Below are 26,167 nucleotides of genomic sequence, written 5' to 3'. Positions count from 1 at the left end.
ATAACTAACTAAAGGTAATTTCTCCTGTATTTACATCATACATGGCGCCAATAAGGGCAATTTCACCTTGCTGATGCATTTCATTTAATACTTCGCTGTTCTTTTTAATGTTTTCGATGGTCAACTCAACATTCTTGTCAGCCACTTGATTTACAAATTCTGTATTGTTTGAATCACGCGCCTCTCCGTCGGCTGTTGGGGTTAGCTCAACGGCTGGTTTAATTTTATCCAGCATTTGCGTTAAGTTACCCAGTTGAGCATTGTCGCAGGCGCCTTTTACAGCACCGCATGAGGTATGGCCCATTACCACAATGGCTTTTGACCCTGAAATTTTACAGGCAAACTCAAGGCTTCCAAGTATGTCTTCATTGACAATATTGCCAGCTACGCGGGCATTAAAAATGTCACCAATACCCTGGTCAAATACCACCTCTGTCGGGATTCGTGAATCAATACAACTGACTACGGCTGCAAAAGGAAATTGTCCGTCGGCAGTTTGGTTCACTTGTTGCAACAAGTCGCGTTGAAGCCCTTTGTTCTCAACAAAACGTTTGTTGCCGGCTTTTAAAAGTTCAACTGCCATGTCGGGAGTGATGCTAGCCTGTGATTGTGCTGTTTGTGTTACGGTACTCATCTTAATGTCATTTTAAACTTGTTGCTACTATTAAATTTCCTTTAAAGCGAACTCTACTGCTCTGCGTTGGTTTTCAATGCCTTTCTTTTCTCGCTCTTTAATAACTACTTCAATGTTGCGGTATTCGGCACTGGTCTTAAACTCTTCAATTATTTCAATTACATCCTGACAAATATTGATGGAACGCGAGGCATCAATCATCACCTTAGAGCCATCAGGTACTTGCCCTAATGTTTTCAGAATGCTGGCTTTGTTGATAAATGTTACATCTTCGGCCAGTTCCAGGTGAAGGTAGTTGTCATTGAGGTGTTTATCAGATTCAAATAAGAATGGCTTTTTATAGTTGTTATACAGGATGTACATCACGGCAACCACTAATCCGAGTACAATCCCCACCAACAAATCGGTAAAAATGATACCCGCGATTGTGACCATAAAAGGGATGAAGTGCTCTTTGCCAAGTGCATACATCTGCTTAAATAAGGCAGGTTTAGCCAATTTGTATCCAACTACAAAAAGTATAGCTGCCAAGCTCGCCAGTGGTATCAGGTTTAACACATTAGGAATTGCCATGGCACAGATAAGCATAATAACACCATGTAAAATGGCCGACATCTTTGTTTGTCCACCGGATTGGATGTTGGTCGAGCTACGCACAATTACCTGTGTGATAGGTAATCCACCAATGAAACCAGAAATGATGTTACCGATACCCTGCGCTTTTAGCTCGCGATTGGTTGGGGTAACGCGTTTCTGAGGATCCAGCTTATCAGTAGCCTCGAGGCACAGTAGTGTTTCAAGGCTGGCTACTATGGCAATAGTTGCCCCAATGGTCCAAACGGCAGGCGATAATATCTGGCTGAAATCCGGTGTGGTAAACTGCCCGAAGAAGCCGGCAATAGTGCTGGCAACTGGCACTGCCACAACCTGATCAGTATTGAGAGCTAGTGAAGGAATGGTTTTAAACAGCATATTCAGAAGTATACCCATGGTAACCACTACTAATGGCCCCTGAACAATCTGGAAAAGCTTAATTCTTTTCATAAAAGGTCGTTCCCATAGAATTAGCACAACCATGGAAAGTGCTGTGATAATGGCCGCACCTGGGCTGATGGCCTCAAACATGTGGTAAATCTCCGATAAGGTATTGTGACCATCACTTTGGACAAATTTTAAGCTACCCTCATAATCTTTGTCATACCCAAACCCATGTGGTATTTGCTTTAAGATAATGATGATGCCAATCCCTGAAAGCATTCCTTTAATAACTGATGATGGGAAGTAATAGCCGATGATACCGGCCTTGGCATATCCCAGAATGAGTTGTATCACTCCGCTAATAACAACTGCTGCCAGAAAGATTTCGAAAGAGCCTAATTCGTTTATGGCTGATAATACAATAACGGCTAAGCCGGCAGCAGGGCCGCTTACGCCAAGTTGTGAGCCACTTAATGCTCCAACAACAATTCCACCAACAATACCGGCAATGATTCCTGAAAAGAGAGGTGCACCTGAAGCCAAGGCAATTCCAAGGCAAAGTGGGACTGCCACTAAAAACACTACAATAGAAGCAGGAACGTCTTGTTTGAGGGTACTGAATAATCCATTTTTTTGCGAGATACTCATTGTATAATCCTTTAATTTTTTTCACATGCTGTTCCCGGTTAACAGCTTCGATTCATAATGCATTAGGTAAAAACTCGGGAGCAAATCTATTACTTTTTAAAATAATAGCAAAACTATTACAATATTTTGCAATACTAAAACATCAAAACGTCAAACTTGTTCAAAAAAAGTTCTATTTTTGTTCAAAATAAGTTTTGCAACTATGTCTATTGGAATCAAAATCAGCTTAAACGACAAACTCTACATTCGTGATCCACAGGAGACTTCCCTAGGTCAAAATATTATAAAGAATAGTATTCTATTAATTGATGAAATCGGTTTTGAAGCCTTCACTTTTAAAAAGCTGGCTGCCAAAATGGGCTCTACCGAAGCTTCTGTTTATCGATACTTTGAGAATAAGCACTTATTGTTACTTTATCTGGTATCGTGGTATTGGGAGTGGGTAAGTTATTTGATAGATATAAATACAATGAATATCAGTTCGCCACTTGAGCGCTTGAATATCATTATAAGTACGCTTGTATATGCCTATAAGGAAAATCCGGCGATTGACTATGTGAATGAGAGTGTATTGCACCGTGTGATTATTGCAGAAGGCACTAAAGCTTATTATACCAAAGAAGTTGATAAGGAAAATACGGAAGGCTTTTTCTCAAATTATAAAATGCTTTGTGAAAAGGTGGCTGAAGTGATAAAAGAAGTGAATCCTGAGTTCCCATATCCTAGGGCATTGGCAAGCAACTTGTTTGAGATGGCCAACAGCCATAGTTACTTTGCTATTCACCTACCACGTCTAACAGATGTTAAGGTGGATGAAGAGGATTATGAGGAAGTGAAAGAAATGCTGGAGCATTTTACAAATACATTGTTATTGAAATAACATTAATTGCATAATGAAAAAAGGTCCGCTGGTAACTGCCAACGGACCTTTTTTTGAGTGTATTGTTTTGTTATTTGATACCAATTAACCATTTGGTCAGTGAAATAATAATGTAATACAGGATAACTGCAGCTATGCCTCCCACGCCCAAAAGTACTACAAAAACGATGGCCAGGAATAGTAGTGTGAATCGTTCTTTGTTATTTGCCCATTTGATGTTTTTAAATTTCAATGAGAACATGGGGACCTCGCTGATAAGCATGATGCTGAAGAAAACTATTAGGGCTAAAATTACTAATGGACTCATCCAGGCAAACCATTCGGGTGTTTCAATAAACTTATAAGCCAGAGCAGCAGTGAATATGCCCGTGGCGGTAGTGGTGAGGCCAAGGAAATTTTCAGTTTGCCTTGTATCTACATTAAACTTAGCTAATCGAAAAGCTGCAAAAGCAACCATTATAAATGGTAGGAGTGTAAATACCTGTTGAGATAGTGATAGTGCAAAAAAGTTGGTAGCATAGCTGCCTGTTAGCTGATACTTGATGATGGTTGACCAGATAGCAGCCGGTGCAGCCCCAAAGCTGATAAGGTCAGCCAGTGAGTCCAGTTCTTTCCCAATGTTACTGTATGCTTTGAGCAATCTGGCTGCAAATCCATCACTGAAATCAAATAAAGCACCCGCAAAAATCAGCCAGATGGCGATGTCTATTCGCGCATTTAAAGCAAAAAAAACGGCGAGAACACCACATAAGACGTTCAAACTGGTGAGTAGGTTAGGTATATGCTGTTTAATACTCATAATAATGCGTTTATTTTTTGTCGAAAGTAAGGGAAAGATGAAGAGTTTCAAAATTTCAGGACCAACATAATTGCAGATTGTAGTGCGAGATTCAGGTTGAACGGTAGAGGTTTATTTTAGTAATATTGGGCTTTTCGTATGTTAAATTAACTAAGGCTAATTATTTTTGCAGGGCAACTAAATATAAACAACTATGTGGACTGAAGAATTATCGGTAAATAATGCCGTGATTGACAATGAACATAAAGAGTTATTTACCTTAATTGATAACTTTTACAAAGGGATAAAAGATAATTCTCCTCGCGAAAGACTTGAGGAATTAATATTTGGCCTGGTAGCATATACCAAAACGCATTTTGCCAATGAAGAAGATCATATGCGCCGCATGAATTATCCGAATCTTAAGGAACATGAAATGTTACACAAGGAGTTTATTGATAAGACTCAGAGTTATTATGAACGTTTGAAAGGCGGCAAGCTGATTCTATCCATTGAGGTCACCAATTTTCTAAAAGAATGGTTGGTGAAACACATAAAAGGTACTGACCAGCAATATGCGTCATTTGAAAGGATGTCTAAAGTATGATATAGATCAACTAACTTATAAATAAATAAAAAATTGACCTGAAAATTTGCAATTGTAAATATTGAGGCTACATTTGTATCGAATTAAAAACAAAGACATGCAAAATTTTACTCATCATCATCATCATTATTTCCTGCTCAACTGGTAGGCGGTGATTGGTGTGTAAAATCAAAATATCAACTGCGGCTTACCAGAAATGGTAAGCCGCTTTTTTTTATCAACAGTTATGACACAATTTACTATTCATATTCATCATCATCATTACTTGTTCTGCCGGATGAGCTGAGGTGTTGTATATAACAGCATAACATTTAAAGGCTTATCCACAGGGTAAGCCTTTTTTATTGACAATATTTTAAAAAGAACATAACATGGAAACTAAATTGAGAATTGCATTACAAAAGAAAGGTCGTTTGAACGAAGATTCAATGAAACTGCTTAAAGAGGCAGGCATTAAATTCAATGTAGGAAGTGGAAAACTGGTGGCTTCATCGCCCAACTTTCCCATCGAGGTATTGTTTTTGCGCGATGATGATATACCGCAGACGGTAGCTGATGATGTGGCCGATATTGGCATTGTGGGTGAGAATGAAATGGCCGAGAAAGGCTTTGATTTAAATATAGTTAAGCGTTTGGGTTTTAGTAAATGTCGTCTGTCTCTGGCCATTCCAAAAGCTGATGAATACACTGGCCTGGACTATTTTAAAGACAAGAAGGTGGCGACCTCCTATCCAGTAATTCTTGAGAAGTTCTTTAAGGAACAGAATATTAATGCTGAGATACACGAGATTGCCGGTTCGGTGGAGATAGCACCGGGTATTGGTTTGGCCGATGCCATATTTGATATTGTAAGCTCAGGTAGTACTTTGGTGGCCAATCGCCTAAAGGAAGTCAAAGTGGTGATGAAGTCAGAGGCATTGCTGGTTTCAGGTTCGGGACTATCAGCTGAGAAGCAGGCCCTGTTGGATGAAATGTTGTTTCGCATTAATTCGGTGATGGCGGCCAACTCAAACAAATACATCCTGATGAACGTGCCAAATGATAAAGTGGAAGAGATTGTGAAGATTCTGCCTGGTATGAAAAGTCCGACAGTATTGCCATTGGCCGAAAAAGGATGGAGCTCGGTGCACTCGGTAATACAGGAGAAGAAGTTCTGGGAAATAATTGGTCAGCTTAAGGCTTTAGGAGCCGAAGGGCTATTGGTTGTACCTATTGAGAAGATGATTTTATAGAGAAGGCCGATGACCGAAGACCGATGATAAATGTATTATATGGAAATCGTTATCGGCTATCAGCCATTAGCTAAAAGCTAATCAGTCAGATAGAAGTAATATGAGTTAAAATTATCCCGCATAAGGGAGTAGCCTTTGCCCAGGGGCTTGGCTATAAGCTGAAAATACAATGCAGAAAGTTCTTTATCCCCCCAAAAATGAATGGAGCCAGTTATTGGAACGTCCCGATAACGGTTTGGAAGATGTATATGATACTGCCCGAGGTATACTGGATGATATCAAAAGAAATGGCGATGCCGCCTTAATTAAGTATACCCGCATGTTTGACGGTGTTGATCTGGATACGCTTGAAGTGTCGCAAACAGAGATTGATGAGGCCTGCATGGCAGTTAGCAGTGATTTGAAAGATGCCATACTGATAGCAAAGCAAAATATTGAAACCTTTCATCAGTCGCAAAAAACACAGCGCGAAGTGGTGGAGACCATGCCTGGTGTGCGTTGCTGGCAGAAGAGTGTGGCCATTGATTCGGTGGGACTATACATCCCGGGGGGTACTGCGCCTCTGTTTTCAACGGTGCTTATGTTGGGAATTCCTGCCCGTATTGCTGGCTGTAAAGAAGTAGTGCTGTGCACGCCTGCCAACAGCGATGGCCAGGTTAATCCGGCCATCCTGTATGCCGCTTCATTGGTGGGCGTGAGCCGCATATTTAAGTTAGGAGGTATTCAGGCCATCGGAGCCATGGCCTATGGTACCGCTTCGGTGCCTTTGGTGGCTAAAATATTTGGCCCGGGTAACCGCTTTGTAACGGCAGCCAAGCAGCTGGTGAGCCTCAAGGATGTGGCCATTGACATGCCGGCCGGACCATCGGAGGTGATGGTGCTGGCCGATGAGAGTGCCGATGCGGCTTTTGTAGCATCTGATCTGCTTTCGCAGGCGGAGCACGGCGCCGATAGTCAGGTGATTTTATTAACCGATAAAGAGTCTTTTCTTGATGAGGTGGAGCAGGAAGTGCAGCAGCAGTTACAGGCCTTGCCCCGTAAGGAAATTGCCGAAAAGGCCCTGGCCAATAGCCGCCTGGTGGTACTCAAAACGGTGGAGGAGATGCTCGACATGTGCAACGACTATGCGCCTGAGCACTTGATCATCGCCATGCGTGATGATGAGCAGGTTGCCAATAAAGTGAGCAATGCGGGTTCGGTATTCTTAGGTAATTACTCGCCCGAGAGTGCAGGCGATTATGCCTCGGGCACCAACCACACCCTTCCAACACACGGCTATGCCAATGCATTTAGTGGTGTCAATCTGGATAGTTACATGAAAAAGATAACCTATCAGAAGATTAGTGCTTTTGGACTGACCAAGCTGGGACCTGCGATTGAAACAATGGCCGAAGCAGAGCAATTGATGGCGCACAAAAATGCAGTGACGATTCGATTAAAGAAAATGAGTAAATAGACACAAGACAGAAGTATCAAGCCATAAGACTATTTTGTGTCTTCTGAATCATCTTGATACTATATTATTATCAAGCTGCAAGTAGCTAACAGCTATCAGCTATAAGCTTATATACATGAAACCACTGAACCAATTATTACGCTCAAATATTAAGAACCTAAAGCCCTACTCATCGGCACGCGATGAATACACTGGTGAGGCGGCTGTCTTTCTGGATGCTAATGAGAATCCGTATAATCAGCCCTATAACCGCTACCCCGACCCTTATCAGCGCAAGGTGAAGGAAAAGATTGCTGCACTAAAGGGGATTGATGCGGCACAAATATTTCTGGGGAATGGCAGCGATGAGCCCATTGATTTATTATTCAGAGCCTTTTGCGAGCCAGGCGTTGATAATGTCGTTTCGATCGATCCGACCTATGGCATGTACCAGGTGGCGGCCGACATTAACAATGTGGAAGTGCGCAAGGTATTGCTGACAAAGGAGTTTGAACTGGATACAGATGGCCTGCTGGCGGACTGCGACGACCGCACCAAGCTGTTGTTCATCTGTTCGCCCAACAACCCCACAGGGAATTGTCTGGCTGAGGCAGATATTCAAAGACTGGTGAGTGAGTTTGAGGGCATTGTAGTGCTGGATGAGGCCTATATCGATTTTGCTCTGGAAAAGAGCTGGCTGTCGAAGCTGGGCGCGAATCCTAACCTGGTGATTTTACAAACTTTCTCCAAGGCCTGGGGAATGGCGGGTATTCGTCTGGGAATGGCTTTTGCAGCGCCTGAGCTGATAAAAGTGCTGAGTAATATTAAATATCCCTATAATATTAATATACTTACACAGGAAAAAGCATTGGAGTTGCTGGAAAGAGTCGATGAAAAGCAGAAATGGGTTGAGTTGCTTCTAAAAGAGCGTACTTATTTGAAAGAGGTGCTGTTGCAATTGAATTTTGTAAAAAAGGTATATCCATCCGATGCCAATTACCTGCTTGTGAGGGTGGACGATGCCCGTGGTGTTTATGACTATCTGGTCCAAAAGCAAATCATCATACGTGATCGTTCATCGGTAGCCTTGTGTGCCGGCTGTTTGCGAATAACAGTAGGGACTCCGGAAGAAAATAAGCAGTTGACAGAAGCTTTAAATATGTACCCGAAATAGTATCTTAATCCAATGAAAAACAGTCTGTTTGTAATCAGTTTATTAGTTTTGAGTGTGTTCCAAATGTATAGTCAAAAGCAGGTTATTGACCTCTGGGAGGGTAGTGTACCCTTTAGCAAAGGCCTTGAGGTTGAAGAGCAAAATGTTGATTACCGTATTTCGCGTGTAACCGTTCCGCAGTTGTATCATTACCCGGTAAAGGGAAGTGAGGCCAGGCCGGCTGTCATCATTGTTCCCGGTGGCGGCTATGCAATCGAAGCCATCGATCATGAAGGATTTATGGCAGCTGAGTGGTTTAATCAGCAGGGATTTGAAGCCTTTGTGTTAAAATACCGCTTACCCGATGATGACTTGTTTGATAAACCGGCTTTTGTTCCATTGATGGATGCGCAGCAAGCTATTTACTTGGTTCGCTCACGGGCTAAAGAATTGCATATTGATCCATCACGAATCGGTATTATAGGCTTCTCTGCCGGCGGTCATCTGGCGGCATCGGCATCTACTTTATTTACCAATCCGGTTGATAAGGAGAGGACTTCGGAGGAGGTGCGGCCTGATTTCTCGGTACTGATGTACCCGGTTATCAGCATGGACACAACCTGTACCCACATGGGGAGCCGTCAGAACCTGATTGGGGATGCACCTGAACAGGACATGGTTGAGTATTTCTCACTGGAGAAGCAAGTGAGTGAACAAACGCCGGTAACCCTGCTGGTGCATTCGCTCGATGATGGGGCCGTGCCTGTTGAGAATACATACAGGTATGCGAATAATTTATTTGAAAAAGGCGGGAACGTGACCAAGGTGATACTGCCCATTGGCGGCCATGGCTTTGGTTTTGATGCCAAACGTCCTGTAGCGTATTGGACGGAATACCTTGAAGTCTGGTTGAAAACGAATGTGATGAAGTATTAGACAGAAAGACATAAGACAAAAGTATCAAGACACAGGGCGGTTGGTAAGCTGCAAATCATCTTGATACTCAAATCTTGATACTATTTAAAACATGAAGAAACTACTTTTTATAGATCGTGATGGTACCTTAATAATAGAACCGCCAGTGGACTTCCAGGTGGATAGTCTCGAAAAACTGGAGTTCTACCCGGGCGTGTTCAAGAACCTGTCCACCATTGTTGAGCAGCTCGATTTTGAATTGGTGATGGTGACCAACCAGGATGGGCTGGGGACCGACTCATTTCCCGAAGAGACCTTTTGGCCGGCACAGAACAAGATGCTTCAAACACTCAAAAACGAAGGCATTGTGTTTGCCGATATCCTTGTCGATCGCTCTTTGCCTGAAGAGAATGCCCCCACACGTAAACCCCGTACCGGCTTGCTCACCAAATACATTGAGGGTGATTACGACCTGGCCAATTCCTATGTGATTGGTGACCGGCTGACTGATGTGGAGCTGGCTAAAAACCTGGGATGTAAAGCCATCTACCTGAAGGAATCTGATGTGGCTGCCAAGGAGCTGGAGGCTGCCGGGTTGGCCGATGTTTGCTCGCTCTGTAGTGCCAGCTGGGCCGATGTGACGCAACACTTGTTTGCAACGGAGCGTACCGCCACCGTTGAACGTAGCACGGCCGAAACAAAAATTGCTGTGTCCATCAACCTGGATGGGAAAGGCATTTGCAGCATCAATACGGGTCTTCATTTTTTCGACCATATGCTGGAACAGATTGGTCGCCACTCGGGCTGCGACCTGTCAGTGATGGTGGACGGCGATCTGCATGTCGACGAGCATCACACCATTGAGGATACGGCCATTGTGCTGGGCGAGGCTATAAAAAAGGCATTGGGCGATAAGCGTGGCATTGAACGCTATGGTTTCTGCCTGCCCATGGACGACTGCCTGGCACAGGTGACGCTAGATTTTGGTGGGCGCTCGTGGCTGGTGTGGGAGGCCGACTTTAAGCGCGAGATGATTGGCGACATGCCTACCGAAATGTTTTACCACTTCTTCAAGAGCTTCACCGATGCTGCCGCCTGCAACCTGAACATTAAGGCCGAAGGAAAAAACGAGCATCACAAAATCGAGGGCATCTTTAAAGCTCTGGCCAAAGCCATTAGGGCTGCTATACGTAAAGATCCGTTTAATAACCGTTTGCCAAGTACTAAAGAAATGCTGTAGTTTATTATTGGGTAATAATGTACCTAAATGATTGTCAATGCTTTGGTCTATGATATGGTTTTGTTCATGTAATTCTGGAAGGTGTTCGTCACTTTTTAGGAACCATTGATGATGAGTGAATTGAATTTAGAAATTATTGGCTCTAACTTGCTGTTTGTTAATGATGTGCGGGGGTGGGTATTGTAATTTCTAAACTTTCACTATGAGAACAAAAATGAAATTGTTGATTGGACTTCTAGTATGTTCATCAATGGTGATGGCACAAAATACAGCTGTTACCAATCAGGAAGGTGACTATAACAGGTCGTTAGTTGATCAAACCGGAACAAGTAACCGCTCAAGGGTGAATCAGATGAGTAATGCCACAGCAGCTGCTGAGCGTAATGTCGCAGTTGTCAGGCAGAATGGGTCTGGTAATCAGGCTGGAATTCACCAAGGTAGCCTACCCGATATGGGCGTGAACAGTGTACGTGCTGTAATTGACCAGAGCGGTGCAGGTTCACGGGCAGTTATTAAGCAAGGTACCCTGCAAAGTATTGCCAATAGCACAGCCAGAATTGTGCAGACAGGTTCTTTGAATATGGCAGCAATTGAGCAAAGCAGTAGCATTGATGAGCATGACGATAGCCATGATGAAGGGCACGATAGTGGTCAATGCGGCAACGGTGGCAAAGGCGATAAAGGAGGTTCTTCTCATGAAGATGGAGAGCATGGAGATGGGCATAAGGGAGCAAGTAATAATACTGCTTTTATTGCGCAGCACGGTATGGATAACTGGGCGAAGATTCAGACCGGATCGCATGGAGGAACTGCTGTAATAGCACAAAATGGTAATGGTAACCGGGCAAATATTAAGCAAGGCAAAGGACAGGAATACACTGCCCGGATAATTCAAAACGGTCATGATAACAGGGCCTCTGCAAGCCAGGGAGGAAGTTCGGGGCACTTAGTACGGATTCGTCAGGCTGGTGATAATAACCTGGCAAAGGTTGCCCAGCAAGGCAATCAGTTAACTGCAGCCGCTGTGCAGAATGGAACAGGTAATACAGCTCTGATTGATCAGAAAGGGGCACATAGTACTGCTGCTGTAAGACAATCGGGGGATGGCAACCGGGCCGTCATTTACTCAAAAGGGGGACATAGCACAGCTACAGTCAATCAATCAGGAAGCGGTAATGTGGCGCGTATCGATCGTAAAGGGGGTCATGGTGTAGTAAGAGTGTGCCAAAATGGAGAAGACAACCGGGGTGTTGTGGAGTCAAATGGTGGTCATTCAAGTATATATGTTGGGCAGTCTGGCAGCTCTAATGTAGCAAGGGTTGACCATTCGGGTGGCCATGACCTGGTTGTTGTAAATCAAAACGGACAAGGCAATCGTGCTGTTAATGAAATGCAGGGGTCTCACTTATCATCTTTTGTTAGTCAGCAAGGTAACATGAACAGAGCGCTGGTACAGCAGCACGGTAGTAACGATGCATCTGTTGTTATTCAACAAGGCAATCAGAATGTATCGGTTGTAATGCAATAATGGTAGTTGATATTTGTTGTTAGAGTAGCCCGTCAGTATGTTATGCTGATGGGCTTGTTTTTAATCAATCTGTGATTCGTAATCGGTATAACCCATAATATAAGCAAAATGCTTTATCAATCATTTTGTTATTAGATACGTGCAAGCCCCATCGGGTTTGTCTAATATCTGAAAGCTTTCATAAAACATAATTGCTAATTGCCTTTGGACAGACGTTCTTAGGAAATAACACCCCCATGTAATATTGAAAGTTATGAATTGTAATACCTTGCCTCAACGATTAGTTATTCTTTATTTATTAGCTGTATTATTAACCAGCTGTGCTTCATCTTCCATTACTTCTATTGTTAAAAGCCCTGCCCAGCGTCCCTATTCATCAATGATGCTTGTATTTACCACAGGCAATAATTTTAAAGGATTCACTGAGGGAAACTACAACAATAATGTACGCAGTAATTTTAACGACATCTCTTATCTCAAATTCCGCAAGCAGCTCGAGAAGTCACTCGAGCGTAATATAAGTCCGGGTGGTTTTCCACGTATTATAAAATCGACGGAAGCTTTTTTGCCCGATGAAGATTATACTTACGAACAATTTAAAAACCAATTAAAACGTTCGGGCTGTGAGGCCATTTTGGTCGTGAACCTTGGCGATTATTGGACAAGCTCTAAATATGTCACCACTTATTACGAAAATAGTTCTGTGACCAATGAGCGTGAAGAACCCAATTCAAGCTACAATGTTTACTTGTACGATGTCAATGATTTAGACAATTATAAATGGATAAGTGAAATTGTAGTGAATGGTATTTACGCTGGGTATGACACCTTGAATAACTACCTATCACGTCGTGTAGCCAAACGCCTGAGAAAGGATCATTTTATTCATTGAGCGTAGTCGCAGACTGCGCTCTGCTAGAGCCTTAAAACGGATAGCTATCCATTTAAAAACCGATAACTATCGGTTGGCAAATGGATAAGCATCGGTTTTGTAACTATAAAACATTTACTGAAACTGAATTGAATATAAACATATCCAGCAACTCTTTTTCTCCTCTATAGTTAACAGTACTGCACATTGCCAGCTAATGCTCAATTCAAAACGCATAGTTATACAAAAGCCCGACTTTATTAGACAGGCTTTGCAGTTAGTATTAATTCTTTCTTAGCACAGATTACGAAAGAACGCCTGCTGCACAGCATGGCCCCTCATTGACCAAAATCACCTCGCTTTTCTTCCCATGCCAACAATTTTAACTTAATTTGCTCTTCTTTGTTTTAAGAGTTTAGCAAGCTAATTTATAATTGTCTAGTATCTGCCCAATGAACAACAACATCGACGAATTAACACTATCTACCATATATAACCGCAAACGCAGCGACCGTGATATCTTTCAGGAACTCATGTCTTTTAAGGTAAAAGAGGTGTTGCTTATTGCCAACCATTACGATGCCTATAGTATTGTGCGCGAGGGGCGCTTTTTCGATAAGATTTTTGGCGAATACCTGCAGCTCAATCTTTTTACAGCACCGCGCATCTCCAGTGTGGCTACTATTAATGAAGCTGAGGAGCTGATGCAGGAGCGAGAGTTTGACATGATTATTGTTATGGCTGGCCTCGATAAGCAGCTGCCCCTGCAAATGAGTGCCCGCCTCAAGGAGATACAGCCGGAGGTGCCCATTCTGCTAATGGTGAATAATAATGCCGACCTGAAGTTTTTCGACGAAGGCAGTGGTAACATCGAGCACATCGATAAGGTATTTGTCTGGAATGGTGATTCGCGCGTGTTTCTGGCCATGATTAAGTATGTGGAGGACAAGATGAACGTGGAGAAGGATGTGAAGGTGGGCGATGTGCGTGTCATCCTGCTGGTAGAGGACTCGCAGAAATACTACACCCGCTACCTGCCGCTGTTGTATTCCATTATTATGAGTCAGACACAGGCTATATTGGCCGAAGAATCGAGCGATCAGTTGCATAAGATCATGAAGATGCGGGTGCGCCCAAAAATTCTACTGGTCAGTAATTATGAGGATGCCGTGGAGATTGTGGATAAATACCTCGATAACCTTATTTGTGTTATCTCCGATGTAAAATATGCACGTAACGGCAAGGAAGATGAAGACGCTGGCGTTGAACTTATCAAGTATGTTAAATCGTTAACGATTATACCTACATTGCTGCAGTCATCTGACCCGGCTAATGCCTTAAGGGCCGAAGCCATTAACTCCGATTTTATTGATAAGAACTCCGACAGCTTATCTCTTGATATCTATAATTTCATTCATCAGAAGCTGGGCTTTGGTAATTTTGTGTTTAAAAATACACGAGGTGCTAAAGTAGCTGTGGCCCGCAATCTTAAGGAGTTTGTGGAGTGCATCGAAGAGGTGACGCCCGAATCATTGCTGTATCACGCCCGCCGAAACGGGATATCTACCTGGCTGATGGCTCGCGGTGAGATTACCATCGCCAAGCGACTGAGGCCCTATCGCATTGAGGATTTCGAAAGCTCCAACAAGCTGCGACAAGCCATATTGGAAATTTTTGAGGATGTACGCTTGGAAAGGCTGCGCGGTAAGGTGGTGATGTTTGATAAGGAGATGGTGAAAAGCTGTCGTTATATCGTGCGCATTGGCGAAGGTTCGTTCGGCGGTAAGGGACGAGGCGTGGCTTTTCTCAGTAACTTCATCGAGAATATCAATTTTGATAATATCATCGATGACATTAATATACGTATCCCATCAACAACCATAATTGGAGCCGGCGAGTTCACGCACTTTATCGAAAAAAATAACCTCTATACGCCTGCCTTTATTGGCCGCGATTATGAAGCCATCAAAGATTTATTTTTAAAGTCGGAGCTGAGTGATGAGGTGAATGAGAAACTGATGCAGTATGTTGAGGTGATGGACCAGCCGCTGGCCGTGCGTTCTTCCGGACTGTTTGAGGATAGTCTGTTACAGCCCTTTGCAGGGGTGTATGCCACTTATATGGTGCCCAACAATCATCCCGATGTAAATGAGCGATTCCGTCAGCTATGTACCGCCGTTAAGTTGGTGTATGCATCTATGTTCAGTGATCCTGCCAAAGCCTATTTTGATGCGGTTAACTATAAGATTGAAGAGGAGAAGATGGCTGTCATCATTCAGGAAGTGGTAGGCGGCAAGGTGGGCGATCGCTTCTATCCTAACATTAGTGGGGTGGCGCAGTCTTATAATTATTATCCGTTTTCGTATATGAAGCCCGAAGATGGGTTTGCTGTTTTGGCTGTCGGTTTGGGTAAGTATGTTGTGGGCGGTGAAAAGGCTTATCGTTTCTGTCCTAAGCATCCAAAGCTGGAGCTTAATTCTATTCAGGATCAGATAAAAGATTCACAAGCCTATTTTTATGCGCTTGACCTTGATAAAACAGATTTCTGCCTTGAAAAAGGGGGTGAAGATGCTGCTATCGTTAAGCTTGCCATCAAAGAGGCCGAAGAGGATGGTAACCTGAAGCACTGCGCCACGGTGTATGACTACAACTACGATCGCATGGTGAATGACTTCACAAAGCGCGGTCCTCGTGTCGTTAACTTCTCCAATATCCTCAAGTACGATTACATTCCGCTTTCGCAAACACTGGATATGCTGTTGCGCTTCTTCAAAGAGGCTATGGGAGCACCTGTTGAAATTGAGTTTGCTGTTGACCTTGAACCGGGAAGACGTAACCTGCCAACTCTTTACCTGCTGCAGATTAAACCACTGATACGTATTGAGAATAACGCCGACATTAACTTTGATGAGGTTAGCAATAGTCAGTTGTTACTTCAATCCATCAAAGGAATGGGTAACGGACGACTTAAGCATATTAAAGATGTGGTGTATATGAATATTGATGTGTTTGATCGTACCAAAACAGCAGAAATGGGGGCTGAAATGGCGGCTATTAATCAGTATTTCGAAGAGCAGGGAAAAGAATATGTACTTATTGGCCCTGGCCGATGGGGAACCCGTGATCGTTTTACCGGTATTCCGGTATTCTGGTCGCAAATATCTCATGCCAGGGTTATTGTAGAGATGGGATTGCCTAACTTCCCGTTGGATGCCTCATTGGGCTCACATTTCTTTCATAATGTCACATCTATGAATGTGGGCTATTTTAGTGTGCACCATAATAGTGAAGAACAGTTTGTTAATTTGGATACTCTTAAGCAGCAGAAACTTGTGAGGGAAACAGAATACTTCCGTCATGTGGAGTTTGAGCAGCCTTTAACCATTCTTATGGATGGCAAAAAGCAAAAAGCAGCCATTGTGATTAACGATAACAACATTGCTGAATAGTTGAGAAAAGCCTTTTAGAAGGCTTTTCTTATGAATACTATTAAGAATAAAGAGTCTGAAAATATTGTAAATAAAGTTTTCAATTTATATCTTGGTGACAATCACATTATTAACCAAAAGAGATAAGCTGAAGTTTTATGATGGACTCAAAAGATTTCGTATATCCGTCGCAGGAAGTGATGGATTATGCCACCGTTAAGTCATATGATGATTTATACCATGAATCGATTAAAAACAGGGAAGGCTTTTGGGCTGAAGAGGCCAAACGACTTGACTGGTATAAGCCATGGGATAAAGTCCTGGATGACTCTAATCATCCGTTTTATAAATGGTTTACCGGGGGTAAAACCAATATCATCCAAAATGCTATCGACCGCCACCTCAAGACGGCTAATCGTAACAAACTGGCTTTTATATGGGAAGGTGAGCCAGGCGATCTGAAAACGTATTCCTATCATGCGCTCAATCGTGAGGTGTGTGAGTTTGCCAATATACTCAAGGCAATGGGTGTGCATAAAGGGGATATTGTCACCATATATATGCCGCAGATACCAGAGCAGATATTTGCGATGCTGGCCTGCGCCAAAATTGGAGCAGCTCATAGTGTGGTATATGGGGGCTTTAGTCATGAAGCTTTGGCTGAACGTATTAATGCTGCCAATAGTCGTGTAGTTATTACTGCTGATGGTGGCTTTAGAAGAGGTAAACCAACCCGCCTGAAAGATATTGTGAATAAAGCCATGGAGCTATCACCCACCATGGAGGTGTGTATTACAGTTAAGCGAACAGGCGAGGAGGTATACATGGAGAACGACCGTGATTATTGGTATCACGATTTAAAAGCATTGCCTATTGCCAGCCATAAATGCGAAACAGAAGAAATGGATGCTGAGGATATGCTGTTTCTGTTGTACACTTCTGGCTCAACGGGCAAACCCAAAGGACTGGTACATACGCATGGCGGGTACAGTGTTTATACTTCAGCTACGCATCGTATGGTATTCGATATTAAACCGGAAGATCGCTGGTGGTGTGCTGCCGATCCGGGATGGATTACCGGGCACAGTTACATGGTGTATGGGCCTCTAATCAATGGTTCTACCATATTTATGTACGAAGGGGCGCCTAATCATCCATACCCTGATAGGTGGTGGCGCATGATTGATAAATATGGTATTACCGTTTTATATACATCACCTACTGCCATTCGGGGCTTAATGCGTTATGGAGAATCGTGGGTCAACCGACATGATATAAGTTCTTTGCGTTTATTGGGTTCTGTTGGCGAACCTATAAATCCTGAAGCATGGAGATGGTACCATGAAGTGGTGGGTAAGAAGCAGTGCCCAATTATGGATACCTGGTGGCAAACCGAGACAGGTGGATTTGTGATTACACCGCTACCTGTTACTCCACTAAAGCCTGGTTCAGCTACCAAGCCGTTCTTTGGGCACGAAGTGGGAGTGGTTGATGAGCAGGGGAATGATGTAGCTGCCAATGAGGTGGGAGCCCTGGTCATTAAAAATCCGTGGCCTGGCATGGCCCGCACCATTATGGGAGATGATAACCGTTATAACGAAACCTATTGGTCAAAGTTTGAGAAGCAGAAGTATTATCATGCCGGTGATTCGGCCCGGAAGGACGAGGATGGGTATTTCTGGATTATCGGGCGAAGTGATGATGTGATAAAAGTAAGTGGTTACCGTTTGGGAACTGCAGAAATCGAGAGTGCAGCAGTCAGTCATTCCGATGTTGCGGAAGCAGCTGCCATCGCTTTGCCACATGAACTAAAAGGAAGTGGCATACATCTGTATGTGATTCTTAAGGCTGGATTGACCGGAACCAAAGAATTAGCGAAGGAACTCCTCGATCATGTAGCCAAGGTAATGGGACCCATTGCCCGGCCCGAAGAGGTGATCTTTGCCGAATCGTTGCCGAAGACGCGAAGCGGGAAAATTATGCGTCGGGTGTTAAAGGCCAGAGCACTGGGTGAAGATGAAGGCGACTTGAGTACTTTGGATGATTAACAAAACAAAAGGCAAGCCGAAAAGCTTGCCTTTGTTATATCTATAAATCTATTAGTCAAATGAACTAACGAACTATTTTTAGCCTTGGTAAGTGCTGAATCCGTTAGTTTCCATTTTGCGATCCACTTTCTTTACCAATCCTTGTAGTACTTTACCAGGACCAACTTCAGTGAATGATGATACGCCATCAGCAATCATGTTTTGTACTGTTTGTGTCCAGCGAACAGGAGCTGTTAACTGAGCAACCAGATTTTCTTTAATAGTAGCCGGATCGGTTACAGCCTGTGCGTTTACGTTCTGGTAAATAGGGCATACAGGGGTGCTGAATTCAGTAGCCTCAATTGCCGCAGCCAGTTCAGTACGCGCTGGTTCCATTAAAGGAGAGTGGAAGGCACCTCCTACAGGTAACTTAAGGGCACGCTTGGCTCCTTTTTCAGTTAATAGCTCACATGCTTTATCAACACCTGCAATTGAACCTGAAATTACCAATTGGCCGGGACAGTTATAGTTAGCCGCTACCACAACATCTTCAATGCTTTTGCATACCTCTTCCACAATGGCATCTTCCAGGCCAACGATTGCAGCCATGGTTGATGGCTCAATCTCGCAAGCTTTTTGCATGGCCTGTGCACGTTGCGAAACAAGTTTTAGTCCGTCTTCGAAGTTCATAGCGCCTGCAGCAACTAAAGCTGAAAATTCACCCAGTGAATGTCCGGCTGTCATTTCTGGTTTAAACGCGTCGCCGAGTGTTTTGGCTAATATCACAGAGTGTAAAAAGATGGCTGGCTGTGTTACTTTTGTTTGTTTCAGGTCTTCGTCAGTTCCTTCAAACATCAGATCGGTAATGCGGAAACCTAAAATTTCATTTGCTTTTTCAAATAGTTCCTTCGCCATTGGTGAGTTTTCGTAAAGATCTTTACCCATTCCAACGTATTGGGCACCCTGGCCCGGAAATACAAATGCTTTCATATCTGTTTGTTTTATTTTGCAGGTCACAAGTGTTGTTAAGAACGATAATTGTTGTTTTTTGTGACCTGCTTAATAATTTAAATTTTAATGGTACTCATCCCGGTATTAGGTGCCTTATGCTGCAAACAACAAAGGCTCACGGTTGACGAGAGCCATTAATGCGTTAAATTTATCTGGGCAAAGATAAAGCATAAAATTGCTTTGCTCCTAATAAAAACTTCACCAATTGTGTTTTCGACTATTCGTTAGCTAAGTTCCAAAGAGTCAGAAAGCTTGTTTTTACTATGGCTTCCAGCTTCTGCCAATCTATTCTGTCAACATGATCTGATGGCATATGGTATGATTCGTGTCCGCCGGTATGAAACCACATGATAGGAATACCTTTTTTAGCAAATGGTGCATTATCGCTGCCGCTGGTGGGGTTGTCCCAGGCGCTGAAGTTTATTTTTAAGCCAAGCTGATACTCTTTGTTGTATTGTTTACACAATGTTTCTGCTTGAGCCCATTCTTTAGTATATAATAATGATACCGCTGAGTCGGGTTGTTCATAGTTGTAGCTGCGGCCAATCATATCGTAGTTGTGGTAGTATTTGATTTTGTCGATATCTTTAAAGTGTTTAACAAAGTACCGTGAGCCAAATAAGCCTCTTTCCTCAGCCGTCCAGTTGGCAAAAATCACGGTGCGTTTGGGTTGTACACCAGTCGCCATGAATGCTTTGGCAATGGCAGCAACGCCAATAGCGCCGGAGCCGTTATCATCAGCACCATTCCAGATGTAACCATTGTAACTACCCAGGTGATCGTAGTGGGCACCAACAACAATCACCTCTTCAGGCTTTTCGGAGCCTTCAATCATAGCAATTACATTATTACATTGCTTCAGCTCCACATGTGCTTCGGCTTCAAGTTTCAGGGAGCTGGCAGAGAATGGAACTTTGGAGTTGATGCTCAGGTTTTGCAGGTCGGCCAGATAGTTGTTTAGGAATTGCTCAAAGTTGGGGATGAGGCTTTCCATGATAGCTTTAGACACTTTAAACTGATAGGGGCCTTTCCTAGGTTCGTCTGTTAGAAATAAGCTTTTCTGGTAAATACCTGATGAACGCTTGTTAAGTACCTGTTCTGCTGCGGCTTCATAAGTCGGTGTTTTAGCAATCGAGGCCTCTAGGTTTGGATCATTTACGTCGTATTCCAGGATGGCTACTGCCTCCGACTGTTCCAGCAGTTGCTTTTTAATAGTGTGTAATTCTTGTTCTGTTTGCTGGCTAAGTAGTTGCTGAAGTTTACTGCCTTCCGTCGCTTCTGGCAATCCGGTTAAGCGAATCATAATTTTGCCTTTGCTCCTGCCTGTATTTACCTCTTTTAGCTGCCCGGAGTTAATGCCATAACCTGCCCAAACAGGTGCTGCCTCCAATGCAAATGACGCGTGGATTCTTTCTGCTCTAAAATGTTCAGGAAATGCGTATTTTGTTTCAAGTTCATTGGTTTTGAGTGCGATTGTGGCTTTGTGGGGTGCATGAGCCACCAGCAAAGGAACTTTTTGAAAATAGCTGTTATCAGTAAATGGCGAAAGACCGTTTGACTGGTATAGCGAGGCCAGGTAGTCGGCAGCCATATATGCGCCTTTGGTAGTCGCCTCGCGTCCTTCAAACCAATCCGATGATAAAAAGGCCAGTTGTGCTTCAAGGCTATTACGGTTAATGGTGGCCAGTCCGCGTTGTATATGTTCCTGCGCAAATGCTCCCAGGTTAAAAACGAGTAGGCTCAGGAAAAGTGGAATGTTTAGCGTCTTCATATTCACAAGTTTTTTTTAGATAGGCGAAATTATGGCATGAAATTGGTTTGTCAAGGGCTTGTTTGTCGATAATGGGGGAATGATGTTCATTGTTTCCCGCTGCCTGAACTAACAAATTGTTTTCTAGAGAGAAAATATAGATTGATTGAGAAAAAAATAAAGCAAGGCTTGTTCTTTTTTCATTGAAAATTAGTACTTTTGCAGCGCTTTTTTGTCTAAAGTTGTCAAAAAGGCTGAAAATCAGTGGGGTTTTATAAGGGATTAGTGTACCTTTGCACCCCGTTTAGAACGAAATTGTTTAATGCAATATATTTAAATTTTATGCCAACAATTCATCAGTTAGTTAGAAAAGGACGAAACAAGCAGGTGGAAAAAAGTAAGTCACGTGCTTTAGATGCATGTCCTCAACGTCGAGGCGTGTGTGTGAGGGTGTATACCACTACACCAAAGAAGCCTAACTCTGCCATGAGGAAGGTAGCAAGGGTGCGTTTAACCAACGGTAAGGAGATTAACGCTTACATCCCTGGAGAAGGACACAACCTGCAAGAGCACTCAATTGTATTGGTGCGCGGAGGTAGGGTAAAAGACCTTCCAGGTGTACGTTATCACTTAGTGCGTGGAGCATTAGATGCATCAGGAGTTGACGGACGTACGCAGCGCCGTTCAAAGTATGGTACTAAAAAACCAAAAGCTGCTAAAAAGTAATTAAAGACATTGTGAAGTGCGTTGTTTACTTGGTTAATTAACTGGATGAGTAAATGCATAGCATTGAAGACTAGTCAAGACAGCCAAGAGGATAACAAAGTAAACAAAAGAAGAGATGAGAAAAAGTAAACCAAAAAAGAGGATTATTTTACCAGATCCAAAGTTTAGCGATACAACTGTTACTCAGTTTGTGAATAACATGATGTACGATGGTAAAAAATCAATCGCTTTCAAAATCTTTTACGACGCCATGGAGCGTGTAGCTGAAAAAGCTGAAAAAGATGGAAAGCCAGTATTGGAGTATTTCAAAAAAGCACTTGAAAACATCACTCCTTCGGTGGAGGTAAAAAGCCGACGTGTTGGTGGTGCTACTTTCCAGGTTCCTACAGAAATTCGTCCGGCCCGTAAAGTATCTATCGGCATGAAGCATTTGATTTTATACGCTCGCAAACGTAGCGGAAAATCAATGGCAGAAAAATTATCTGCTGAAATTGTTGCTGCATACAATTTAGAAGGCGCTGCCTTCAAGAAGAAAGAAGACATGCATAAAATGGCAGAAGCTAACCGTGCTTTTGCTCACTTCAGATTTTAATCTAAATATTTAAGAAATTATTGTCATGGGAAAGGCAGATCTTAAAAAGACCAGAAACATTGGTATCATGGCACATATCGATGCCGGTAAAACAACGACTACTGAGCGTATCTTGTTTTACACAGGTATCACTCACAAAATTGGTGAGGTACACGATGGTGCTGCTACAATGGACTGGATGGAGCAAGAGCAAGAGCGTGGTATTACCATTACTTCTGCAGCTGTTACAACCAACTGGATATACGAAGGTGTTGAAAACAAAATCAACATCATTGACACCCCGGGTCACGTTGACTTTACTGTAGAGGTAGAGCGTTCGTTACGTGTATTGGATGGTGCTGTTGCGTTATTCTGTGCAGTTGGTGGTGTTGAGCCTCAGTCTGAAACAGTATGGCGTCAGGCTAACAAGTACAATGTTCCACGTATCGGATTCGTAAATAAAATGGACCGTTCAGGTGCTAACTTCTTCGAAGTAGTGCGTCAGGTACGTGAAATGTTAGGTGCTAACCCAGTGCCTTTGCAAATTCCAATCGGAGCTGAAGAAAACTTCGAAGGTGTTATCGATTTGATCGAAAACAAAGCCGTAGTTTGGTTCGATGATGAGCAAATGGGTTCACGTTACGAGCTTCAGGAAATTCCTGAAAACTTGAAAGCAGAAGCTGAAGAGTGGAGAGGAAAATTAGTTGAAGCGGTAGCCGAGCACGATGATGAGCTGATGGAAATGTATTTCGAGGATCCTGATTCAATCACTCGTGAGCAAATGTTAGAAGTAATTCGTAAAGCAACAATTGCTCAAACCATTACTCCGATGATGTGTGGTTCAGCCTTTAAAAACAAAGGTGTTCAGCGTTTATTGGATGCGGTTATCCAGTACCTGCCATCACCAAGCGATATCGGTACCATCGAAGGAGTTAATCCTAAGACTGGTGAAGAAGTTTCGTACAAGATGGATGAAGAGGAACCATTATCTGCACTAGCGTTTAAAATTGCTACTGACCCATTCGTAGGTCGTCTGGCATTTATGCGTGTATATTCTGGTAAAATTGAAGCCGGTTCATACGTATTAAATACACGTACTGATAAGAAAGAGCGTATCTCACGTTTGTATCAGATGAAATCAAACAAGCAGTTGCCACGTGAGGTTATCTCAGCAGGTGATATCTGTGCAGGTGTTGGTTTCAAAGATATCCGTACTGGAGATACACTTTGTAACGAAAAACATCCAATCGTTTTGGAATCAATGGACTTCCCAGAGCCAGTAATTGGTGTTGCTGTTGAGCCATTGTCGCAAAAAGACATGGATAAGTTAGGCGTTGCTCTTGGTAAATTGGCTGAAGAGGATCCTACATTTAAAGTAAATACTAACGAAGAAACTGGTCAGACTGTCATCTCTGGTATGGGTGAGCTTCACCTTGAGGTACTAATCGACCGTTTGAAGCGTGAGTTTAAAGTAGAGTGTAACCAGGGTCAGCCTCAGGTAACATACAAAGAAACCATTACTCAGGAAGTTGAGCTTCGCGAAGTATTCAAGAAGCAGTCTGGTGGTCGTGGTAAGTTTGCCGATATCCAGTTCCGCATGGGACCTGCAGATGAAGGTAAAACAGGTCTGCAGTTCGAAAGCATTATCAAAGGTGGTAACATTCCAAAAGAATTTATCCCATCTATTGAGAAGGGTTTCAAAGAAGCTATGTTGAATGGTGTACTGTGCGGTAGTGAAGTAGAAGCGCTAAAAGTAACTGTATTCGATGGTTCTTTCCACGCTGTCGATTCAGACCAGTTGTCATTCGAAATTTGTGCCCGTCAGGGATTCAAATCAGCCTCAGCACAAGCTAAGCCTCAGTTATTGGAGCCTATCATGCGTGTAGAAGTTGTGACTCCTGAAGAGTACATGGGTGATATCATCGGTGACTTTAACAAGCGTCGCGGTCAGGTTGAAGGTATGGAATCTAAAGCTGGTGCACGTGTAGTAAAAGCTAAGGTGCCATTGGCTGAGATGTTTGGTTATGTAACCGCTTTACGTACCATTTCATCAGGTCGTGCTACTTCTTCAATGGAATTCTTAGAGTACGCAACAGTACCTCGTCAGATTGCTATTGAAGTAGTAAAAGAAGCAAAAGGAAAAGTAGAATTATTATAAGAATTAGTGTTCTCCACTATGAGTCAGAAAATTAGAATAAAACTTAAATCTTACGATCATAACTTGGTTGACAAGTCAGCTGAGAAGATTGTAAAGACAGTTAAGAGCACTGGTGCAGTAGTTAGCGGTCCTATTCCGCTACCTACTCACAAGCGTATCTTCACTGTGTTGCGCTCCACATTTGTGAACAAGAAATCACGTGAGCAGTTTCAATTATCATCTTACAAGCGTTTGATTGATATTTATAGCTCTACAGCTAAAACAATCGATGCTTTGATGAAGTTGGAGTTGCCAAGTGGTGTAGAAGTAGAAATTAAAGTGTGATAATCTTAAATGTTTAAACAATGCCAGGACTAATTGGAAAAAAAATCGGAATGACATCCGTTTTCAGTGCCGATGGTAAAAATGTGCCATGCACTGTTATCGAAGCAGGCCCTTGCGTAGTTACACAGATCAAAACTGTGGAAACTGACGGTTACGAGGCTGTACAGTTGGCGTTTGACGACAAGAAGGAAAAAAGCACAACAAAACCTGAAGCTGGCCATTTTAAAAAGGCCGGTTCAGCACCTAAGCGTAAAGTGGTTGAATTCCACGAATTCGACAACGAATTCAAATTAGGTGAAACTGTTGATGTGAACCTTTTCGATGAAAACTCTTTTGTTGATATCACTGGTATCTCAAAAGGTAAAGGTTTTCAAGGTGTAGTTAAGCGTCATGGATTTGGTGGAGTAGGTCAGTCTACCCACGGACAGCACAACCGTTTGCGTGCTCCTGGATCTATTGGTGCAGCATCATACCCTGCTAGAGTATTCAAAGGTATGCGCATGGCTGGTCGTACCGGTGGTGACAGAGTAAAGGTTGAAAACCTGAAAGTGATTAAAGTAATTCCTGAGAACAACCTTATTTTGGTTAAAGGTTCTGTTCCGGGTGCAAAAGGCTCATATCTAATTATTGAAAAGTAATGGAACTGAACGTATTAACATTAGAAGGAAAAGAAACCGGAAGAAAGGTAACATTACCTGAAACGGTGTTCGGAATTGAGCCCAGCGATCATGCCATTTACCTTGATGTAAAACAATACTTGGCTAACAATCGTCAAGGGACTCATAAGTCAAAGGAACGTGCAGAAATAGCAGGAAGTACTCGTAAGATCAAAAAACAAAAAGGTACAGGTACCGCCCGTGCGGGTAGTATCAAGTCTCCTGTGTTCGTTGGTGGAGGTCGCGTATTTGGTCCTCGTCCACGTAACTATCGTTTTAAGTTGAATAAAAAACTTAAGCAGTTGGCTCGTAAATCTGCGCTAGCCTACAAGGCACAGCAGCAAATGATTACTGTTTTGGAAGACTTCAACTTCGAAGCGCCTAAAACAAAAGAATACGCTGCAATGATTGCTAACCTGAAAATGAATGGTCAGCGCTCATTATTAGTGTTAAAAGAGGCTAACGATAACATCTACCGCTCTGCCCGCAATATTCAGCGTGCTGACGTAGTGACATTGGCTGAACTTAATACATATGACATCATGAAAGCTAAAAACTTGGTGTTAGTAGAAAGTTCTGTAGAAGAATTCGGTAAACTGTTTAACGCATAAGGAGGC

The 26,167-nt window shown here is 42.9% G+C and carries 22 protein-coding genes; 17 read left to right on the top strand and 5 right to left on the bottom strand.

Translation table 11 applies throughout. The annotated features are described in order from the left end of the window. Nucleotides 1-4: 4 nt before the first annotated feature. The gene (locus tag KEM09_RS09280) at nt 5-634 is read right to left on the bottom strand and encodes a carbonic anhydrase family protein (RefSeq protein ID WP_212227804.1); all 630 of its coding nucleotides are present in this window, start codon (nt 632-634) and stop codon (nt 5-7) included. Nucleotides 635-664: 30 nt separating this feature from the next. Further along, entirely contained in the window at nt 665-2,260 is a 1,596-nt protein-coding gene (locus KEM09_RS09275) for a SulP family inorganic anion transporter (protein WP_212227802.1), read from the bottom strand. Between the two features lie 202 nt (nt 2,261-2,462). On the opposite strand from KEM09_RS09275, the gene KEM09_RS09270 reads away from it, so the two are divergent. After that, nucleotides 2,463-3,140, top strand: coding sequence for a TetR/AcrR family transcriptional regulator (locus KEM09_RS09270; RefSeq protein WP_212227800.1), 678 nt, complete (start codon nt 2,463-2,465; stop codon nt 3,138-3,140). A gap of 70 nt (nt 3,141-3,210) precedes the next feature. Here the strand turns inward: KEM09_RS09270 and KEM09_RS09265 are convergent, their stop codons facing one another. Further along, nucleotides 3,211-3,939, bottom strand: coding sequence for a CDP-alcohol phosphatidyltransferase family protein (locus KEM09_RS09265; protein WP_212227798.1), 729 nt, complete (start codon nt 3,937-3,939; stop codon nt 3,211-3,213). A 193-nt stretch (nt 3,940-4,132) separates the two neighbouring features. Here KEM09_RS09265 and KEM09_RS09260 point away from each other — a divergent pair, with 193 nt between their 5' ends. The 10 genes from KEM09_RS09260 (at nt 4,133) to acs (ending at nt 18,375) form a co-directional block, all read left to right on the top strand. Continuing rightward, nucleotides 4,133-4,525 carry a bacteriohemerythrin gene (locus tag KEM09_RS09260; protein WP_212227796.1) on the top strand — a complete coding sequence of 131 codons (393 nt, stop codon included), beginning with the start codon at nt 4,133-4,135 and terminating at the stop codon, nt 4,523-4,525. A 371-nt stretch (nt 4,526-4,896) separates the two neighbouring features. Beyond that, a complete protein-coding gene (gene hisG, locus KEM09_RS09255) occupies nt 4,897-5,757 on the top strand; it encodes an ATP phosphoribosyltransferase (protein WP_212227794.1) in 861 nt (286 codons plus the stop codon). A gap of 169 nt (nt 5,758-5,926) precedes the next feature. After that, nucleotides 5,927-7,213 carry a histidinol dehydrogenase gene (gene hisD / locus KEM09_RS09250; RefSeq protein ID WP_212227792.1) on the top strand — a complete coding sequence of 429 codons (1,287 nt, stop codon included), beginning with the start codon at nt 5,927-5,929 and terminating at the stop codon, nt 7,211-7,213. Between the two features lie 115 nt (nt 7,214-7,328). Beyond that, on the top strand, nt 7,329-8,366 hold the full coding sequence (gene hisC, locus KEM09_RS09245; protein WP_212227790.1) for a histidinol-phosphate transaminase: 1,038 nt from the start codon (nt 7,329-7,331) through the stop codon (nt 8,364-8,366). 12 nt (nt 8,367-8,378) lie between these two features. Continuing rightward, a complete protein-coding gene (locus KEM09_RS09240) occupies nt 8,379-9,281 on the top strand; it encodes an alpha/beta hydrolase (RefSeq protein ID WP_212227788.1) in 903 nt (300 codons plus the stop codon). A gap of 91 nt (nt 9,282-9,372) precedes the next feature. Continuing rightward, nucleotides 9,373-10,500: a bifunctional histidinol-phosphatase/imidazoleglycerol-phosphate dehydratase HisB gene (gene hisB, locus KEM09_RS09235; protein ID WP_212227786.1), complete on the top strand. Its 1,128-nt coding sequence runs from the start codon at nt 9,373-9,375 to the stop codon at nt 10,498-10,500. Between the two features lie 202 nt (nt 10,501-10,702). Further along, nucleotides 10,703-12,028: a hypothetical protein gene (locus KEM09_RS09230; protein WP_212227784.1), complete on the top strand. Its 1,326-nt coding sequence runs from the start codon at nt 10,703-10,705 to the stop codon at nt 12,026-12,028. Nucleotides 12,029-12,281: 253 nt separating this feature from the next. Next, on the top strand, nt 12,282-12,920 hold the full coding sequence (locus KEM09_RS09225; protein WP_212227783.1) for a hypothetical protein: 639 nt from the start codon (nt 12,282-12,284) through the stop codon (nt 12,918-12,920). 431 nt (nt 12,921-13,351) lie between these two features. Then, complete coding sequence (locus KEM09_RS09220; protein ID WP_212227782.1) at nt 13,352-16,348, top strand: PEP/pyruvate-binding domain-containing protein; 2,997 nt, start codon at nt 13,352-13,354, stop codon at nt 16,346-16,348. 137 nt (nt 16,349-16,485) lie between these two features. Then, nucleotides 16,486-18,375 (top strand): acetate--CoA ligase, encoded by a 1,890-nt coding sequence (gene acs, locus KEM09_RS09215; protein WP_212227781.1) that lies wholly within the window; start codon nt 16,486-16,488, stop codon nt 18,373-18,375. Nucleotides 18,376-18,453: 78 nt separating this feature from the next. Here acs and fabD read toward each other — a convergent pair whose 3' ends face one another. Together fabD and KEM09_RS09205 are read right to left on the bottom strand one after the other, a co-directional pair. Further along, nucleotides 18,454-19,344 carry an ACP S-malonyltransferase gene (fabD, locus tag KEM09_RS09210; RefSeq protein WP_212227780.1) on the bottom strand — a complete coding sequence of 297 codons (891 nt, stop codon included), beginning with the start codon at nt 19,342-19,344 and terminating at the stop codon, nt 18,454-18,456. Nucleotides 19,345-19,582: 238 nt separating this feature from the next. Beyond that, entirely contained in the window at nt 19,583-21,136 is a 1,554-nt protein-coding gene (locus tag KEM09_RS09205) for a M28 family metallopeptidase (protein ID WP_212227779.1), read from the bottom strand. Nucleotides 21,137-21,457: 321 nt separating this feature from the next. Between KEM09_RS09205 and rpsL the strand changes: the two genes are divergently transcribed. The 6 genes from rpsL (at nt 21,458) to rplD (ending at nt 26,161) form a co-directional block, all read left to right on the top strand. Then, nucleotides 21,458-21,841, top strand: a complete 384-nt coding sequence (rpsL, locus tag KEM09_RS09200; protein WP_212227778.1) for a 30S ribosomal protein S12 — start codon at nt 21,458-21,460, stop codon at nt 21,839-21,841. A 115-nt stretch (nt 21,842-21,956) separates the two neighbouring features. Next, nucleotides 21,957-22,433 carry a 30S ribosomal protein S7 gene (gene rpsG / locus KEM09_RS09195; protein ID WP_212227777.1) on the top strand — a complete coding sequence of 159 codons (477 nt, stop codon included), beginning with the start codon at nt 21,957-21,959 and terminating at the stop codon, nt 22,431-22,433. A gap of 25 nt (nt 22,434-22,458) precedes the next feature. Beyond that, complete coding sequence (gene fusA / locus KEM09_RS09190) at nt 22,459-24,570, top strand: elongation factor G (protein WP_212227775.1); 2,112 nt, start codon at nt 22,459-22,461, stop codon at nt 24,568-24,570. Nucleotides 24,571-24,588: 18 nt separating this feature from the next. Continuing rightward, complete coding sequence (gene rpsJ / locus KEM09_RS09185; RefSeq protein WP_130642659.1) at nt 24,589-24,894, top strand: 30S ribosomal protein S10; 306 nt, start codon at nt 24,589-24,591, stop codon at nt 24,892-24,894. Between the two features lie 20 nt (nt 24,895-24,914). After that, nucleotides 24,915-25,532: a 50S ribosomal protein L3 gene (gene rplC / locus KEM09_RS09180; protein ID WP_212191486.1), complete on the top strand. Its 618-nt coding sequence runs from the start codon at nt 24,915-24,917 to the stop codon at nt 25,530-25,532. Continuing rightward, nucleotides 25,532-26,161 carry a 50S ribosomal protein L4 gene (rplD, locus tag KEM09_RS09175; protein ID WP_212227773.1) on the top strand — a complete coding sequence of 210 codons (630 nt, stop codon included), beginning with the start codon at nt 25,532-25,534 and terminating at the stop codon, nt 26,159-26,161. Before rplC ends, rplD begins: the two co-directional genes overlap by 1 nt. Nucleotides 26,162-26,167: the final 6 nt, after the last annotated feature.

This window comes from Carboxylicivirga mesophila, assembly GCF_018271975.1.
Taxonomy (GTDB): Bacteria; Bacteroidota; Bacteroidia; order Bacteroidales; family Marinilabiliaceae; genus Carboxylicivirga; species Carboxylicivirga mesophila.
This window is presented reverse-complemented; position numbering and strand designations above follow the sequence as displayed.

What these genes read in the sequence shown, in the direction of transcription:
- KEM09_RS09280 (WP_212227804.1), bottom strand. Translation starts at nt 634, where the DNA reads ATGAGTACCGTAACACAAACAGCACAATCACAGGCTAGCATCACTCCC.
- KEM09_RS09275 (WP_212227802.1), bottom strand. Translation starts at nt 2,260, where the DNA reads ATGAGTATCTCGCAAAAAAATGGATTATTCAGTACCCTCAAACAAGAC.
- KEM09_RS09270 (WP_212227800.1), top strand. Translation starts at nt 2,463, where the DNA reads ATGTCTATTGGAATCAAAATCAGCTTAAACGACAAACTCTACATTCGT.
- KEM09_RS09265 (WP_212227798.1), bottom strand. Translation starts at nt 3,939, where the DNA reads ATGAGTATTAAACAGCATATACCTAACCTACTCACCAGTTTGAACGTC.
- KEM09_RS09260 (WP_212227796.1), top strand. Translation starts at nt 4,133, where the DNA reads ATGTGGACTGAAGAATTATCGGTAAATAATGCCGTGATTGACAATGAA.
- hisG (WP_212227794.1), top strand. Translation starts at nt 4,897, where the DNA reads ATGGAAACTAAATTGAGAATTGCATTACAAAAGAAAGGTCGTTTGAAC.
- hisD (WP_212227792.1), top strand. Translation starts at nt 5,927, where the DNA reads ATGCAGAAAGTTCTTTATCCCCCCAAAAATGAATGGAGCCAGTTATTG.
- hisC (WP_212227790.1), top strand. Translation starts at nt 7,329, where the DNA reads ATGAAACCACTGAACCAATTATTACGCTCAAATATTAAGAACCTAAAG.
- KEM09_RS09240 (WP_212227788.1), top strand. Translation starts at nt 8,379, where the DNA reads ATGAAAAACAGTCTGTTTGTAATCAGTTTATTAGTTTTGAGTGTGTTC.
- hisB (WP_212227786.1), top strand. Translation starts at nt 9,373, where the DNA reads ATGAAGAAACTACTTTTTATAGATCGTGATGGTACCTTAATAATAGAA.
- KEM09_RS09230 (WP_212227784.1), top strand. Translation starts at nt 10,703, where the DNA reads ATGAGAACAAAAATGAAATTGTTGATTGGACTTCTAGTATGTTCATCA.
- KEM09_RS09225 (WP_212227783.1), top strand. Translation starts at nt 12,282, where the DNA reads ATGAATTGTAATACCTTGCCTCAACGATTAGTTATTCTTTATTTATTA.
- KEM09_RS09220 (WP_212227782.1), top strand. Translation starts at nt 13,352, where the DNA reads ATGAACAACAACATCGACGAATTAACACTATCTACCATATATAACCGC.
- acs (WP_212227781.1), top strand. Translation starts at nt 16,486, where the DNA reads ATGATGGACTCAAAAGATTTCGTATATCCGTCGCAGGAAGTGATGGAT.
- fabD (WP_212227780.1), bottom strand. Translation starts at nt 19,344, where the DNA reads ATGAAAGCATTTGTATTTCCGGGCCAGGGTGCCCAATACGTTGGAATG.
- KEM09_RS09205 (WP_212227779.1), bottom strand. Translation starts at nt 21,136, where the DNA reads ATGAAGACGCTAAACATTCCACTTTTCCTGAGCCTACTCGTTTTTAAC.
- rpsL (WP_212227778.1), top strand. Translation starts at nt 21,458, where the DNA reads ATGCCAACAATTCATCAGTTAGTTAGAAAAGGACGAAACAAGCAGGTG.
- rpsG (WP_212227777.1), top strand. Translation starts at nt 21,957, where the DNA reads ATGAGAAAAAGTAAACCAAAAAAGAGGATTATTTTACCAGATCCAAAG.
- fusA (WP_212227775.1), top strand. Translation starts at nt 22,459, where the DNA reads ATGGGAAAGGCAGATCTTAAAAAGACCAGAAACATTGGTATCATGGCA.
- rpsJ (WP_130642659.1), top strand. Translation starts at nt 24,589, where the DNA reads ATGAGTCAGAAAATTAGAATAAAACTTAAATCTTACGATCATAACTTG.
- rplC (WP_212191486.1), top strand. Translation starts at nt 24,915, where the DNA reads ATGCCAGGACTAATTGGAAAAAAAATCGGAATGACATCCGTTTTCAGT.
- rplD (WP_212227773.1), top strand. Translation starts at nt 25,532, where the DNA reads ATGGAACTGAACGTATTAACATTAGAAGGAAAAGAAACCGGAAGAAAG.